Consider the following 15540-nt stretch of genomic DNA (forward strand, 5'->3'; position numbering starts at 1 on the left):
CCCTATCACCCGCACCTGGTTCGCCCTCTGCAACCCCGGCCAGCGCCGGGCGATCCAGGTGCTGATCGTCAACATGGGGGTCAACATTGGACGCCGATATCGGGTCAAGTTTGCGTGCCGATTGACAGAGAATGGCGAAGCCGTAAATTTGCTTCAGGATATCCCTCACGTGGATGGCAGTCGCGGGCGCACCCCGTTCGACGATCTTGCCGCAGTGAGCGCGCAAGTCGTCAGGTGTGATCTCTGTCAGGAGACGATTCCGCCAGACGGGCATGAGTTCGCGTTCGAAGATGGAGCGACGCATCGCGCGAGTGCTGTCGGCCATGGTCGCATTGGTCAGCCATTTCTCGCCGAATTCGCCGAAGCTCTTTGCTTCCTTGATCCGTCGCTTCTCCCCCTGCTTCTCGATGGCGGGGGACCGCCCCTCGGCGATCGCCCGGCGCGCATCGATGCATAGCTCTCGAGCCCTGGCGAGCGATATCCCGTCACGAGCATACCTTCCGAGATAGACGGTCTCTCGCCTGCCGTTGAGCCGATAGTCGAGCCTGAATGAGATGGCACCCGACGGTGCGACGCGCACATACATGCCGTCACGATCGCTCACCTTGTACATTTTGGCTTTTGGTTTCAAGCACTTGAGTGCTGCATCGGTCAACATTTCGGGCCTCCTCGCGGAAAAGTACCGTCACGCGGTTTCTGGAGGCTAGCGGCGTCGAAAACACTTTTAGTTCAGCGCCTTAGATCAAAAAAAGTACCGTCACGAGCCTCGTTGCTCCTGACGGTACTTTCGTTTTTCCAGTTGATCAATGGGGGCGGGGGCCGTCAGCGAGGCCGCCGAACGCGATCTATGCCCACCGATAGATGTCGATAGGCATAGAAAGAATTTATTTTTATTTTCAGTGCGTTAGGTCGTAGTGCAGCGTGAATTCGGCGGCGTTCGGATGGGCCTGAATCACTCCCACTCGATGGTGCCCGGCGGCTTGCTCGTGACATCATACACAACGCGGTTGATGCCGCGGACTTCGTTGATGATGCGGGTGGCGGCGCGGCCGAGGAATTCCATGTCGTAATGGTAGAAATCGGCCGTCATGCCGTCGACCGAGGTGACGGCGCGCAGCGCGCAGACGAATTCATAGGTGCGGCCATCGCCCATCACGCCGACGGTCTGCACCGGCAGCAGCACGGCAAAGGCCTGCCAGATGGCGTCATAGAGGCCGGCCTTGCGGATTTCGTCGAGATAGATGGCATCGGCTTCGCGCAGGATGTCGAGCTTCTCGCGGGTCACGCCGCCGGGGCAGCGGATGGCAAGGCCGGGACCCGGGAAGGGATGGCGGCCGATGAAGCTGTCGGGCAGGCCCAGTTCCTTGCCGAGAACGCGCACTTCGTCCTTGAACAGTTCGCGCAGCGGCTCAACGAGCTGCATGTTCATGCGATCCGGCAACCCGCCGACATTGTGGTGCGATTTGATGGTAACCGAGGGGCCGCCGCTAAACGAAACGCTTTCGATGACGTCAGGATAGAGCGTGCCCTGGCCGAGGAAATCGGCACCGCCGAGCTTCTTGGCCTCGTCCTCGAAGGTCTCGATGAACAGGCGGCCGATGATCTTGCGCTTGGTTTCCGGATCGGACACGCCTTCCAGCTCGCCGACGAAGCGATCGATCGCATCGACATGGATCAGATGCAGATTGTAGTGTTCCTGGAACATGGCCACCACATCGGCCGCCTCATTCTTGCGCATCAGGCCGTGGTCGACAAGAATGCAGGTCAGCTGGTCGCCGACCGCTTCATGGATCAGCAGCGCTGCAACCGAACTATCGACGCCGCCCGACAGTGCGCAGATGACGCGCTTGGTCCCGACCTGGTCGCGGATCGCCTGGACGGCCTTGGCGCGATAGGCCGACATCGTCCAGTCGCCCTTGATGCCGGCGACATTGTGGACGAAATTGGCAATCAGCTTGGCGCCGTCCGGCGTGTGCACCACTTCCGGATGGAACTGCACGGCGTAATATTTGCGGGCTTCGTCGGCGATGAAGGCAAAGGGCGCGTTCGACGAGGTGGCCAGCACCTTGAAGCCCGGTGGGATGGCGGTGACGCGGTCGCCATGGGACATCCACACCTGGTGGCGCGAACCGACGGACCATAGCCCTTCGAACAGCGCGCATTCCTGTTCGATTTCCAGGAAGGCCCGGCCGAATTCGCGGTGATGGCCGCCTTCGACCTTGCCGCCGAGCTGCGCGCAGATGGTCTGCTGGCCGTAGCAGATGCCGAACACCGGCACGCCGCTGTCGAAGATGATCTGCGGCGCCCGCGGGCTGCCGTCCTCCAGCGTCGAGGCTGGGCTTCCCGACAGGATGATCGCCTTCGGCTTCAGGCGGTGATATCCCTCTTCGGCGGACTGGAAGGGGACGATCTCGCAATAAACGCCGGATTCGCGAACGCGCCGGGCGATCAGCTGCGTCACCTGGCTGCCGAAATCGATGATGAGAACACTGTCTGGAAGAGCTGTCTGGGTCATGACGAGCCTTTAATGAAATGTGCCCGGTCTGGCAATCTCAGAATTGTACCGATGCAATAATTTCAGCCGGTCCCTGGATGAGGATCAGAACCAGAAGACGCCGTCTTCAAGCGCGGTGAAGAGATTGTCGACGGCAAAGGACAGCTTGCGGTCGACGACATGCAGATATTCCTTCCAGTCGTCGATATGGTTGAGCGCGCTCTGCCCGTCGGAAATACCCCTGAGACCGATCAGCGGCAGGCGGTGCATCTGGCAGGCGCGCAGCACCGCAAAGGTTTCCATATCCACCATGTCGGCATCGATCGCCTCATAGGCGCTGCCCGAGATGATGTTGGCGCCGGTCGAGAGGCTCGCATCGGGAATGCCGGGAATGCGCAGCGGCAACTCGACCGCGGCCGGCAGGTCGAGAAACGGTGTGCGTCCCTTTTCAAAGCCGAGCGGCGAGGCATCCATGTCCCGGTAGGAGACGGAGGAGACCTGATAGACTTCGGTCTGCGCCAGGCGGGCGGAACCGGCCGAGCCGAGCGACACGACGAGGTCCGGCAGCTCGTCTTCCGCTTCGAGCTTGGACAGCGTGCGGGTCACCGTCACGGCCGCCTCGACCGGGCCGACGCCGGTGATCAGCGGTGCGATGCGCGAGCGTAGAAACGTGCCGTATTCCGCGTCCACCGCCATGATGAACAGGATGGATTTTCCCGAGATCGATTTCTGTTCGAATTTCATCCGCTGATGCCTTCTCGTCCGCGTATGACCATCATGGTGCTTGTCATGGAAGCAATGAGCTTTGCCGGCCCGTCGCTGATCGCATAGCCGCGCCCGTCGGCAACGATGATGGTGGATCCTGGCTTGGTGATTTCGCCGCGAAACAGAAAGCGTTCGCCACGGCCCGGCGACATCAGGTTGACCTTGAACTCGATCGTCAGCAACGATGCCTCCGGTTCGATCACCGTGTAGGCGGCATAGCTGCAGGCGGTGTCGAGGGCTGCGGAGATCACGCCCGCATGCAGGATGCCATGCTGCTGTGTGAGTTTCATGTCGAAGGCGAACTCGATTTCCACGACGCTCTGGCTGACCCGCGTCAGCTCCGCCCCGATCGTCTGCATGGCACCCTGGCGCGCAAAACTCTGGCGAATCCGCTCGTGAAAATCCCCGTAACTGCTCTCGTTCATGCCTGCTTCCCTCTGTCAGCGGGAAATTGGCATGCCGTTCAGGCTTCGGCAAGCAGGTGGCGCGGATAAATCAATTGAGCATGAAGATTGCCGCGTTCAGCATGGTCGCAAAGGTGACCCAGCCGGCATAGGGCACGAACAGCAGCGCCGCCATCTGGTCGATCCGGCGGGCCTTGACGATGAAGACGAGGATCATGGCCAGCATCGGCAGGATGACCGCCAGGCCCAGCGCCGGACTTTCCAGCCCGAAAAAAGAAGGCGACCAGAGCAGGTTGAGCGCCCATTGCGCAAACCAGATCTGCATGGCGACGGACGAGGGCGCTTTCAGCCAGATCCGTGCCCCGGCAATGCCGATCAGCACATAGAGCACGGTCCAGGCCGGCCCGAAAACCCAGGCCGGCGGGTTGAACCACGGCTTCTGCAGGGATTGATACCAGTCGCCTGGAATGTTGGTGATGCTCGCGAGCAGGCCCATGCCTGTGACGAGGACGATGAAAACGGTATAGACGATCACATTGCGCATTCCGGCAAGGTAGGGCCGTTTCGCGGAAAGCCAAGGCGTTTTATGCTTTTGCCAGCAGAACGATGTGCTGGTCAAAGGCGACATCGCTTCGGGTTTGGAGAAAGCGGCCGTCATAGGACGAGACCGCGAACCCGTGCGCTCCCGGTGCAATGCCGGCCGCATCCGGCACAGCCTCTTGGCCCAGCACGGCCCCCGTCCGGCCGTCCAGCGTCACAGCAAGTCCGCCCTTCGGCGAGGTGATGCCGACCAGGCCGTCCTGCCGGTTGACGGCGATCGCCCCGACATAGTTGGCAAGGCCCGCGGTCATGTCGTCGGGCAGCGGCACGAAGGTCAGGTCCTCGCCCTTCGCGAAATACCCGGCCAGCGGCGGCAGGTCGTTACGCGGCCCTTCATACTGGCAGGCAAACCAGATCCGGCCATCGGCGGCGGTGTCGATATGACGGGTCGACAGCTGCCGCAATTCGGCCGGCAGCCCGTGCCGCTCAATGAGGCTGCCGTTTTTGGCGTCGAGCAGCACCAGCGACGGCTCCATCCGGTCAAGGTTGAGCTTGGTTCGGCCGAAATCCGGATGGGTCTCGATGCCACCGTTGGCGATGATCAGGGTCTGTCCGTCATCGCTCACCGACATGTCATGGGTGCCGACGCCATGGGCGTCGAATTCGCCGATGCGCTGGAATCCGGCCTGCGCATCATAGAGGCCGATCATGCCACGATTGCCGTCGAAATCGTTCTCGCTGGCATAGAGCACACGGCCGTCCGGCGAGAAATGGCCATGCCCGTAGAAATGCCGGCCGGCCGGCGTGGCAATGATCACCGGTTCGGATCGGCCCTTCGGGTCGAAGACCACGGCAAAGGTTCCAGGCCGGCGGGCAAAGGCCACCGCCCGGCCGCTGACGGCGTCAAAGCTCAGGCCATGGGCGCGGTCTGGCAGGTCGATTTGGCTCAAGATCTCGCCGCGCTCGCTGATCAGCCCCACCCCATAGGATCCGTCGGGTGCGCGCAGACCCGAGGCATAGACGGCGTCGGCCCGCTCAAGGGCAGCTCCTGACCGCGGCGTCAGGCTGGCCAGAAATCCGACACCGGCGGCTTTCAGGAAATCACGCCGGTCGATCAGCGCGCTGCGCGGCATGGCATCAGTCCCCGTCGGAAAAGGAAAAACCGGCGCCAAGGCCGATGGCGCCGCCATAGCCGTCGTTGAGGCGCATGATCAGGTCCTTGCCGTTCAGCAGCAGGAAGTCGAGCTTGGAGCGCTCCTTGGCGTCGGTGACGGCCAATTCCACATCGGGCGAGACATTGTCGGCGACGCGGATCAGGGATTTTTCGACGAAATCGATCGAGGCCACCACGGAGCGCACGTCGTCATTCAGGAGTGACACCATGTCGGACTGGTGCATCAGGGTGCGCAGGCCCTCCAGATTGTCGGCAACCGAGACGAAGGTCAGACCCGAGCGCCAGTAGATCGCCTGACGCGGAAAGGTGTTCTTCTCTTCGCCCTTGTAGAAGGTCTCGATGCGCTGGTCGCGCACCGCTTCGGCACCGTGTACCAGAATGCCGAGCAAGGCGGTAATCGCCTCGCGACCGTCCCTGAATTCCGGATTGTCGGGACCGGGATGCTTCCAGGCATCCTGAATGCCGCCCGGCCGGTCCCACTCCGCGGTCAATTCTTTTGCCAGGCGCTCCAGATTGCCGGCAATGGCAGCACCATAGCGGCAGCGATGGCTGTCCTTCTCCTGGCCAAGCGTTTCGGCTCCGCTGCCGTAAAGCACGAATTCCAGAGCCCCAAGGCCCTGCATGGCAACGCTCTTGTCTTTGAGGCCGTCAACCGTGGTGGCGCTCTCGTCCTTGGTGGCAATGGCGGCCTGCACCTGCTTGAGACCGGTACTCTTGCGATCGGGATAAAACAGGATGCGCTCGAACCGGTTGCCCTCGATCACCGGGCCGACACGGACTACCTCGATGTTGGACCAGGCCGCAACCGTATCGCGGAACGCAGCCTCGGCGGCCTCGGTCGCCTCTGGCGAAGGAGCAGCGCACAGGGCGCTCATTGTCGTCTGCAAAACCGTGGTCGATTGGTGGAAGCGCTGATAGCCGGGGCGGATAAAGCCATCCACGGCCTTTTCCAGCACGGCCGGCACGGCGTCCAGGTGAAGGGTTGGCGGCGACAGGGTCGCATCCTGCGCGGACACGCTGAGGGCAAGGCCGAGGAAAGAAGCGAGAAACGGCAAGATCCGCATCAAAGGGACTCCAGGAATGTGATCAGCGACTGGCGATCGGCAGAGGGCAGGGCGGCAAAGGCGTCGCGGGCGTCTTGCGCTTCGCCGCCGTGCCAGAGAATGGCTTCGGTCAGATTGCGCGCCCGTCCGTCATGCAGGAAGAACGTGTGGCCGTTGACGGTTTCGGTCAGGCCGATCCCCCAGAGCGGTGCCGTGCGCCATTCGCGCCCGTCCGCCAGGCCGACCTGCTGCCCGTCCGCCAACCCGTCTCCCATATCATGCAGGAGAAAGTCGGAATAGGGCCAGATCAGCTGGAAGGAATGCGCCTTGTTGGCCGCATCCCGCCGCGTCACATATTTCGGCCGATGACAGGAGATGCAGCCGATCTCGTAAAAATGCTGCTTGCCGGAAAGCACCGCGGCATCGCCGATGTCGCGCCGCTGCGGCAGAGCGAGATTTTCCGAATAGAAGGTGACCAGATCCATCACCGGGTCAGGGGCTTCCGTCTCGCCGAGGCGTTTTTGCACGCCGGTCGGCATATCGAGGCATCTGGTCTGGGCAGGCGTGCAGTCGCCCCAGTGGCGCGGAGCATCGGGCGAGGAAATGCCGATGTCGCCGGCAAAGGCGCTGGCGCTCTGGTCGCGCACCGAAGCATTCTGCGCTTTCCAGCCGAAGCGGCCGATTTTTAGGTCGCCGGTTCGGTGGTCGCGGGCCTTGGCGACCTTGCCGGAAATGCCGTCGGCATCGCGATCATCCGGGTCGGCATTGGCGAGAATATCGTCGTCATGGATCGCCTCGACCAGACCGAGGCCCGGCATCGGGTTGGCGATGCGTGGCGAGAGCACCGTCTCGGGATCTAGCGGGCCATATTGCGGATCGCTGACCGCATACCGCGGCTTGCGCAGGCTGACGGTTTCGCCGCCGGCCAGCACGACCGGCTCCTCCGTATAGGTGACTTCCATCCGCCCTTCGGCGGCCATGCCGGGCACGGCCAGATCCTGCAATTGCGCGCCATAGACCGGATCGGGAAAATTGACGACCTTCAGATCGGCGAGTGCCTGACGCTCCGCATCGGTGCGCGCCGGCCGCGCCAGCCTGAGAAACATGGAGGTGGCATCGGTTCCGCCTTCCGGAGGATGACCCCGCCCGTCTTTCAGGTGACAGCTCTGGCAGGCCCGTGCGTTGAACAGCGGACCAAGTCCGTCGGAGGCTTGCGTGGAAGAAGGGGAAGACACCCAGAATTTTCGAAACAGCGCATTGCCAAGCTTGAAGGTCTCTTCTTCCTGAAAGGTGATGTTGGCCGAGAAATGGGAAAAGGCGTCGGCATTGATCGGTTGGGTCGAGGTGGCGGCGCCGCCCTGCATCACCTCAAAAAGTTCGGGCTTCGAAAAATCGCTGGCCGGCCGGGTGACCATCTCCACCCGCCTCCGATCCTTCGGCGTCAGGTCCGCTCGTTCACCGGCCGCGTCGCTGCCGTTTGCGGCAGTGAGGGTCATCATGCAGACCAGGGCCGGCAGAAGCGCCAGCCGCACAGGACGAGGAAACAGGGGATTCATCAGAACTCGGGCCGCCGGAGATGTCCGACGGCCCGCCTTTTCTCATTGGAAGACAGCGTTAGGATTATCCAGGCTGTCGGAACCTTCAAGCTCGATTGTGCCGAGATCCAGCGACGCAATGACGCGCTCGATGGTCTTGGTCTGGTCGATCAGCCCGTCGATGGCGGCCTGCACCGTGGCATTGCCCTCGGCATTGCCTTCGCCGATCATCTGGTCATAGGCCTCGACCGTTTCGGCTCTGCTGACCATGGCCGACATGGCGTCGATCGTCTTGCCGAGCTTGGCCTTCATTTCCGTGTCGAGTGCCGCATCCTTGGCCGCCACCAGTTCCGACAGCGAAGGGCCGGTCAGCTTGGTGCCGTCCGTGCGGGTGTATTCGCCGGTATAGGCCGAGACGATGCCGACGGCATCGTTGAAATGCGAGGCATGGGTGTTGTCGGAGAAGCAATCATGCTCTTCTTCCGGATCATGCAGCAGCACGCCGAGCTTCATGCGCTCACCGGCCAGTTCGCCGTAGGACAGTGAGCCCATGCCGGTCAGGATCGCGGAAATTCCGGCCTTGGGATCGGCTTCCACCGTCTTGGTGGCTTCGCCGGAGGGCTGCCAGGCAGCCACCATTTCCTGGAGATCGGCAACCAGCAGCGACGAGGCCGCCTTCAGATAGTCGGCGCGGCGGTCGCAATTGCCATTGGTGCAATTCTTGGTGTCGTAATCCGTATAGGAACGCGCGCCGGCGCCCTTGCCGGTGCCGTTCAGGTCCTGGCCCCACAGCAGGAATTCGATGGCGTGGTAGCCGGTCGCCACGTTGGATTCGACTTCGCCGGCTTCATGCAGGGTTTCGCCCAAAAGTTCCGGGGTGATCTTGGTGGCGTCGATCTCCTTGCCGGCGATCTTCAGCTTGGGATTGGCAATGACATTGGCGACATACAGCGCATTGCTGTCGCTCTCGGTGCCATAGGCCGGGTCGACATAGTCGATCAGACCTTCGTCCAGCGGCCATGCATTGACCTTGCCTTCCCAGTCGTCGACGATGGCGTTGCCGAAGCGGTAGACTTCCGACTGCTGGTATGGAACGCGCGCCTTGATCCAGGCGGCCTTGGCGGCCTTCAGCGTCTCGTCGCTGGGCGTGGCGATCAGCGCGTCGATGGCCTTGTCGAGATCCTTGGCGGTTGCCAGCGAATCCTCGTATTTTGCCTGGGCGAGCGCCGCATAGTGCTTGACGACGGCGGCAGCATCGGTCGCTGCATGAGCGGGAGCCGTCGTGAAGGCTGCAGACGCAACCAGAAGCGCCATGGCGGCGCGGATAATGGTTTTCCGGGACATTGCCTCTCCTCTGACGCCGCGGCGCCATTCCTTGAAACGAACAGGCCTGTCATGGAGCAAAAATAAACTGGTGTCAAACAATCCAGTATCGCTTGCCTTGACGGAAATTGGCTTCCGTCAAGATGCGAAGTTCGGCGGGTTTCCGGACTGCCGTTCAAGCCTTGCGGCGCATCCGGCAAAAGAAGAAACCGTCCGTATCGGTGCTGGCGGGGCTGAGGGTCAGGGTCTTGCCGTTCCTCGACAGAGGCCGCGCGCTGCTGGCGCCGAAAAGCTTGTCCCAGGTATCAAGGGCCGTGACGATTTCAAACTCAGGATGCGCCTCGCAAAAGGCATCGACCTGACGGTCGTTTTCCTCAGGCAGCACGGAACAGGTGACATAGAGCAATTCGCCGCCGGGCCGCACATAGGTGCAGGCATCGGCAAGTACGGCCTGCTGCTGCGCAATGCGCTCATCGAGATTGCGCTGGGTCAGCCGCCATTTCGTGTCCGGACGCCGGCGCCATGTGCCGGTGCCGGTGCAGGGTGCGTCGATCAGCACCTTGTCGATCTTTCCGACCAGCGACACCAGAGCCTTGGGATTGTCATGGACCTGGACATTGTGCGGGCCGGCGCGCTTCAAACGTTCGATGATCGGGGCGAGCCGCTTGCGATCGGAATCATAGGCATGCACCTGACCCTTGTTGTGCATGGCAGCCGCCAGCGCCAGGGTCTTGCCGCCGCCACCGGCGCAGAAATCCAGCACCTGGTCGCCGTCCTTCGGATCGACGAGTGCGGCCACGATCTGCGAGCCCTCGTCCTGCACTTCGAACCAGCCCTTCTGGAAGGACAGTTCCGCCGTCACATTCGGCAGCCGCGACGGTCCTTCGCCGGCAGGGATGCGGATACCGTTCGGCGCAATCCGGGCGGGCTGCACGCCGGAACGGTCGAGCGCTTTCAGCGTCTTGTCGCGGGTCGCCTTCAGCGTATTGACGCGAAGGTCGAGGCTTGGCCTTGCGCCAAGTGCCTTGGCTTCCTCAAGCCAGCTTTCGCCGAAGGCTTCCTCGAAGGAGGGTTGCACCCAATCCGGGATATCGCCCTGGACATGAAGCGGCGCCTCGTCGAGGCTGCGGCTCTGAAAGGCCGAGAGCTGGTCTTCCGACAGCGGCACGGGAGCGAAATGATCGCCCTCCAGCTCGGCCGCCAGCGTTTCAGGCGCCTGGCCCCACTGACGGAACATCACCGCATAGCCAAGGGCCGCCGGGCTGTCGTCATTCATCAGGTAGGCGTGCGACAGTCTTCTGCGCAGGGCGTCGTAGACGATATTGCCGATGGCCGCCCGGTCGCCGGAGCCGGCGAAACGGTGGGCAAGGCCCCAGTCCTTCAGCGCATCGGCCACCGGCCGCCGGCGTGTCTCGATATCGGCCAGAACTTCGATGGCACCGGCCAGACGTCCGCCCAAACGCATATGTCAAACTCCTTGAGGTTTCAGGTGTGCGTGGTAACGGCGAAAGTGCTCAAGAGCAAGCGTCCCGCCGCCTTAGGCGGCTGGGGAAGATCGTGCGGCGATCAGCCGATGATTTCGTAGCAGACCTTGGCGTGGCCGGAACGGACCATGCCGATGTCCTGGGCGGCGGCCTTCGACAGGTCGAGAACCCGGCCGCGGATGAAGGGGCCGCGATCGTTGATGCGAACGATGACGCTTTTGCCGTTGTTGCGATTGGTGACCTTCACCTTGGTGCCGAAGCGCAGCGACTTGTGGGCCGCGGTCATCAGCGACGGGTTCATGCGCTCTCCGGAAGCAGTCTTCGAGTAGAGGGCGTACCACGATGCACCGCCACAGGAAGAAGCGGCAAATGCTTGCAGGGGAGCCATCACGGAAACGGTCGATATAACTGCCATGGTGATAATAGAGCGGGTGGTGATCGCCAAGTTTAGTTTCCTCTATTCGCATATCCGGGATGGAATTTGCGTGAGGGGGCTTAAATCCGGCGAAAAGTGGCAAAAACGTGCCGATGGTGATCACGGAATGTTTCCAAGTGAAATATTCGTGATGCCAGGCATTTGAGACAAAGTGTACGTTCTTCGGAAGAATCTGTTTGGAATCAGGTATAAAAGGGAAAAATATTCCTGCCTGATCATGCAACATCAGTTCACGAAAATAATCGCAAAAAAATTGCGCAACACGCCATAATCGCTGCCACATCTGCGAAGATTTCATGGCAACGGGGTACGGTTTTGCGCTCAACGCTTCTAAAACGCTTGAGGCGGCCCTTTGTTCCAGGCGTTTTCGCTCCACATTTGGGCCAGCGAAACCCGATAATCGGGATAGCGGAAGACGAAGCCCAGAGCCGTCAGTCGGGCGTTCGCCACCCGCTTGTTTTCTCCATAGAAAGAGCGTGCCATCGGCGACAATTCGGCGGTCTCAAAGGCCTGTTCGGGCGGTGGCGCAACACCCATCAGCCGGGCCGCTTCGGTCACCACATCCTGCGGCGGACAGGGCTCGTTGTCGGTGACATTATAGAGCCCGTCCGCCAGCCGCGCGCCCAGAAACAGCGCCGCCGCGCCGATATCCTCGACACGGATGCGGTTGAACACCTGGTCCTTTTTGATCAGCCGGCGCGCCGTGCCGTTCGACAGGTTGACGAAGGCGTTGCGTCCAGGCCCGTAGATGCCGGACAGGCGCAGGATGGCCAGCGGAAGGCCGGCAGCCGCGGCCAAGGCCTGCCAGGCCTGTTCCGCCTCGACCCGCTCGACCGAGCGCACGGATACCGGCCGGCACGGCGTATCCTCGTCCACCCAAGCGCCGTCATGATCGCCATAGACCCCGACCGTGGAGAGATAGCAGATCCATTGCAGGCGGGGCATCAGGCTGCGGATGTCGCCGCCGGCCAGATGCACCAGCGGGTCGCCGTTCTGGCCCGGCGCAATCGACTGCACCAGATGGGTCACATCGTGAAGCGATGTTCTCAGCTCAGGCGATAGCGTCCCGCCGTCGAAGACGAAAGGCGTCAAGCCGACATCGGCCAGAGCCGACGCCTTATCCTTGGAGCGTGTCGTCCCGGCGACGGTGAAGCCTTGAGCGGTAAACTCGGCGCCAATCGCCTTGCCGGAATAGCCGGCGCCAAAAATCATCATCTGCATGCCGCATCTCCTGCCGCTGCCCACTCGAGGCGGACATCTGGATCTGTCTCGTCTTTATAATGGTCTGAAAGGCCTGCAAATGCCGGCGGGTCCATCAGCCGCGACAAAGCCCCCACGGCCATGCCGCGCACTTCGGCCGCCGGGGCGCCCCGCAGCGCGCTGCACGGCGCTACCAGTCCGGCTTCGCCCGAATTGCCGGCGGCAATCAGCGCATTGCGCACGAAGCGCACCCGGCCGATACGCTTGACGGGCGAGCCGCTGAAATGGGCGCGGAACTGGGCATCGTCCAGGGTCAGCAGGAAGGCGATGTCGGGCGCGCGCAGGTCGTCGCGGGCCTGCAGCTTCATTTCACGCGCCGCGGAGGCAAACTTGTTCCATGGGCAAGCCGCCAGACAGTCGTCGCAGCCATAGATCCGATTGCCGAAGGCGGGCCTGATGTCCCGATCGATCAGGCCCTTGTGCTCGATCGTCAGATAGGAAATGCAGCGCCGCGCGTCGATCTGGTAAGGCGCCGGGAAGGCATCGGTCGGACAGGCGTCAAGGCAGGCCCGGCAGGACCCGCAATGGTCCGGCTCGGCCTGATCTATCTCCAGATCGGCGGTGGTGAACAGGCTGCCGAGGAAGAGCCAGGAGCCGAATTCGCGGCTGACCAGATTGGTATGCTTGCCCTGCCAGCCGAGCCCGGCTGCCGCCGCCAGCGGCTTTTCCATCACCGGCGCCGTGTCGACGAACACTTTCACGTCCTCGCCGGAGCGGGCCGCAAAGCGCGTGGCGATCTCCTTCAGCCGGCCCTTGATCAGGTCGTGATAGTCGCGATTGCGCGCATAGACCGAAATCGCTGCCTTTTGCCGGTGCGCAAGGATCGAACGGGGATCGTCGTCTGGACCGTAGTTCATGCCGAACAGGACGATCGAACGCACCTCCGGCCAGAGGATGCGGGGATCGCTGCGCCGGTCGCGGGTCTCTTCCATCCAGGCCATGGTGCCATGGCGCCCGGCGGCCAGAAAGGCGTCGAGGTGGCCGGCTGCATCGGGAATGGTATCTGGCGTGGTAATCCGGCAGATGTCAAAGCCGAGGCTCGCTGCCTCTTGCTTGAGGAAACCGGTCAGCTTCGAGCGTCGCTTCGCTGCGGTATCGACGGCCTGCTTTTCGGGCATGGCCGCGCTCCCTCAGAAATCGAGATCGGCGTAGTGGGACACCGGCGTCATGCCGCGCACCCGCTCGGCCAGCAAAGGCCGGAACGACGGGCGTGACTTGATGCGCTGATACCATTCCTTGGCGATCGGCGATTCCGTCCAGTCGATCTCGCCCATATAGTCGAGAACCGAAATCGCCGAGGCGGCGGCAAGATCGCCATAGCTGAGCCGGTCGCCGGCCAGCCATTGCCGCGAACCGGCAAGCCAGGTCAGGTATTTCATGTGCTGGCGGATATTGCTGCGGGCGGTGCGCAGGATCTTCGAATCCGGTGCTCCGCCGCCAAGCCCGTTGGGGATCTGCAGCTTGTGGATACGCTCGCGCACCAAGGGCCGCGTCACATCCTGCTCCATCTTCTGCAGGAACCAGTCGATCAGTCGGCGGATCTCGGCGCGCTGGAACGGATCTTCCGCCAGAAGCCGGCGGTCGCGCTTCAGGACGCCGTGGGTCTCGTCGAGAAATTCGGAGATCACCGTCGCGCCGCACAGGGTGCGCATATTGTCATCGACATAGACGGGCAGGGTGCCGGCCGGGTTGAGCGTCAGGAAATCCCGGCGCTTTTCCCATGTCTGTTCCTCCACGAGGTCGACCTGGAATCCGTATTCGGACAGGATGAGCCTGATAAAGCGGGACGCGGTCGACATGGGGTGGTGATACAACGTGGGCATTGCTACTCGAATTCTGTGATCTTGGGATAGCCTCGTGTCGCAGGCCAAAGGCACATGCGACTGGTCACGGTGCCAGCATCCAAGCTATAGGTGCTTGGCCCCTTCAATACAAGCGAATCACTCGCCATTCCCCACGCTTGAAAAGGACTATCCATGGACGATCAATCGATTCTCAGCGCGCTTTTCCTTGGCCTGATCGAGGGATTGACGGAATTCATCCCCGTTTCCTCGACGGCCCACGTTCTGCTGGCCGGACATTTCCTCGGCTTCAAATCACCCGGAAACACCTTTGCCGTGCTGATCCAGCTCGGGGCAATCCTCGCCATCCTGACGGTCTATTTCCAAAAGCTTCTGGGCATTGCCCTGTCCTTGCCGACGGATGCCCGCAGCCGCCGCTTCGTGGTGGCGATCCTGCTGGCCTTCCTGCCGGCCGCCATCATCGGGGCGCTCGCCCACGATTTTATCAAGACCGTTCTGTTTGAAACGCCGGCGCTGATCTGTGTCGTACTGATCGCCGGCGGGCTCGTTCTGCTGTGGATCGACAGATTGAAGCTGACGCCGAAATACACCGACGTCATGGACTATCCCCCGTCGCTCGCCCTGAAGATCGGTCTTTGCCAGTGTGTTGCGATGATCCCCGGAACATCGCGCTCAGGCGCCACGATCGTCGGCGCCCTGCTGCTTGGTACCGACAAGCGGTCTGCGGCGGAGTTCTCGTTTTTCCTGGCCATGCCCACCATGGCCGGCGCTTTCGCGCTCGACCTCTACAAGAACCGCGATGCGCTGAGCTTCGATGACAGTGCGATCATCGCCATCGGCTTCATTGCAGCCTTCCTCTCAGCGCTGCTGGTGGTGCGGTCTTTGCTGGATTTCGTCTCGCGGCGAGGCTATGCGCCTTTCGCCTGGTGGCGTATTCTGGTGGGAACCGCCGGTCTGATCGGCCTCGCCCTGTTCGGGTAAGGCGACAGCCCATCCGGTCCGCACAACGGCGGGCCGGATGGCTGAAAAAACATTATTGTTTCGCGACGGCGCCGATCGAGCTGGTGCTGCAAGGGTCGACGCCATAGGCCGGAGCGCAATTGCCCTTGCGAGCGGCAACCGTGGTCGGCGCCATGAACGAACCTGCCAAAATCACCAGTGCCGCACACGCGAAAAACAGTGCGATAGACTTGCCCATGAACCGTAGCCCCTCAAGAAATGGTATGGCGTTCACACGCGCGGCACGGCGCAGGGAACGCCCGCAGTCTTTAACACCAGTG

General features: G+C 62.1%; 16 protein-coding genes. 1 reads left to right on the forward strand and 15 read right to left on the reverse strand.

The genetic code is table 11. From position 1 onward, the window contains the following. The 14 genes from HGO38_RS03335 to HGO38_RS03400 all read right to left on the reverse strand — a co-directional run. Window positions 1–658 (reverse strand): tyrosine-type recombinase/integrase (locus tag HGO38_RS03335; protein WP_250954520.1); only part of this gene is annotated, 658 nt, incomplete at its 3' end. A 294-nt stretch (window positions 659–952) separates the two neighbouring features. Next, on the reverse strand, window positions 953–2515 hold the full coding sequence (gene guaA / locus HGO38_RS03340; protein WP_250954521.1) for a glutamine-hydrolyzing GMP synthase: 1563 nt from the start codon (window positions 2513–2515) through the stop codon (window positions 953–955). An 84-nt stretch (window positions 2516–2599) separates the two neighbouring features. Next, window positions 2600–3238 (reverse strand): 5'-methylthioadenosine/S-adenosylhomocysteine nucleosidase, encoded by a 639-nt coding sequence (locus HGO38_RS03345; protein ID WP_250954522.1) that lies wholly within the window; start codon window positions 3236–3238, stop codon window positions 2600–2602. Continuing rightward, entirely contained in the window at window positions 3235–3684 is a 450-nt protein-coding gene (locus tag HGO38_RS03350; RefSeq protein WP_250954523.1) for a PaaI family thioesterase, read from the reverse strand. Before HGO38_RS03350 ends, HGO38_RS03345 begins: the two co-directional genes overlap by 4 nt. A gap of 70 nt (window positions 3685–3754) precedes the next feature. Beyond that, entirely contained in the window at window positions 3755–4207 is a 453-nt protein-coding gene (locus tag HGO38_RS03355) for a TspO/MBR family protein (protein ID WP_250954524.1), read from the reverse strand. A gap of 40 nt (window positions 4208–4247) precedes the next feature. Further along, window positions 4248–5336, reverse strand: a complete 1089-nt coding sequence (locus tag HGO38_RS03360; RefSeq protein ID WP_250954525.1) for a DUF1513 domain-containing protein — start codon at window positions 5334–5336, stop codon at window positions 4248–4250. A gap of 4 nt (window positions 5337–5340) precedes the next feature. Continuing rightward, a complete protein-coding gene (locus HGO38_RS03365; protein WP_250954526.1) occupies window positions 5341–6441 on the reverse strand; it encodes an imelysin family protein in 1101 nt (366 codons plus the stop codon). Further along, a complete protein-coding gene (locus HGO38_RS03370) occupies window positions 6441–7976 on the reverse strand; it encodes a di-heme oxidoreductase family protein (RefSeq protein ID WP_502941489.1) in 1536 nt (511 codons plus the stop codon). The genes HGO38_RS03365 and HGO38_RS03370 overlap by 1 nt, the downstream gene beginning before the upstream one ends. A gap of 42 nt (window positions 7977–8018) precedes the next feature. Then, on the reverse strand, window positions 8019–9299 hold the full coding sequence (locus HGO38_RS03375; RefSeq protein ID WP_250954527.1) for an imelysin family protein: 1281 nt from the start codon (window positions 9297–9299) through the stop codon (window positions 8019–8021). Window positions 9300–9453: 154 nt separating this feature from the next. Beyond that, window positions 9454–10743, reverse strand: coding sequence for an RsmB/NOP family class I SAM-dependent RNA methyltransferase (locus HGO38_RS03380; protein ID WP_250954528.1), 1290 nt, complete (start codon window positions 10741–10743; stop codon window positions 9454–9456). 101 nt (window positions 10744–10844) lie between these two features. Beyond that, on the reverse strand, window positions 10845–11177 hold the full coding sequence (locus HGO38_RS03385; protein ID WP_250954971.1) for a septal ring lytic transglycosylase RlpA family protein: 333 nt from the start codon (window positions 11175–11177) through the stop codon (window positions 10845–10847). Between the two features lie 351 nt (window positions 11178–11528). Then, entirely contained in the window at window positions 11529–12419 is an 891-nt protein-coding gene (locus tag HGO38_RS03390) for an NAD-dependent epimerase/dehydratase family protein (RefSeq protein ID WP_250954529.1), read from the reverse strand. Beyond that, window positions 12410–13576 carry a tRNA epoxyqueuosine(34) reductase QueG gene (gene queG, locus HGO38_RS03395; RefSeq protein WP_250954530.1) on the reverse strand — a complete coding sequence of 389 codons (1167 nt, stop codon included), beginning with the start codon at window positions 13574–13576 and terminating at the stop codon, window positions 12410–12412. The genes HGO38_RS03390 and queG overlap by 10 nt, the downstream gene beginning before the upstream one ends. Before the next feature lie 12 nt (window positions 13577–13588). Next, window positions 13589–14281, reverse strand: a complete 693-nt coding sequence (locus tag HGO38_RS03400) for a glutathione S-transferase family protein (RefSeq protein WP_250954531.1) — start codon at window positions 14279–14281, stop codon at window positions 13589–13591. Window positions 14282–14434: 153 nt separating this feature from the next. Between HGO38_RS03400 and HGO38_RS03405 the strand changes: the two genes are divergently transcribed. Next, window positions 14435–15241, forward strand: a complete 807-nt coding sequence (locus tag HGO38_RS03405; RefSeq protein WP_250954532.1) for an undecaprenyl-diphosphate phosphatase — start codon at window positions 14435–14437, stop codon at window positions 15239–15241. Between the two features lie 52 nt (window positions 15242–15293). Here HGO38_RS03405 and HGO38_RS03410 read toward each other — a convergent pair whose 3' ends face one another. Next, complete coding sequence (locus HGO38_RS03410; RefSeq protein WP_250954533.1) at window positions 15294–15458, reverse strand: hypothetical protein; 165 nt, start codon at window positions 15456–15458, stop codon at window positions 15294–15296. Window positions 15459–15540 lie beyond the last annotated feature (82 nt).

This window comes from Rhizobium sp. CG5, from assembly GCF_023701945.1.
Taxonomy (GTDB): domain Bacteria; phylum Pseudomonadota; class Alphaproteobacteria; order Rhizobiales; family Rhizobiaceae; genus Allorhizobium.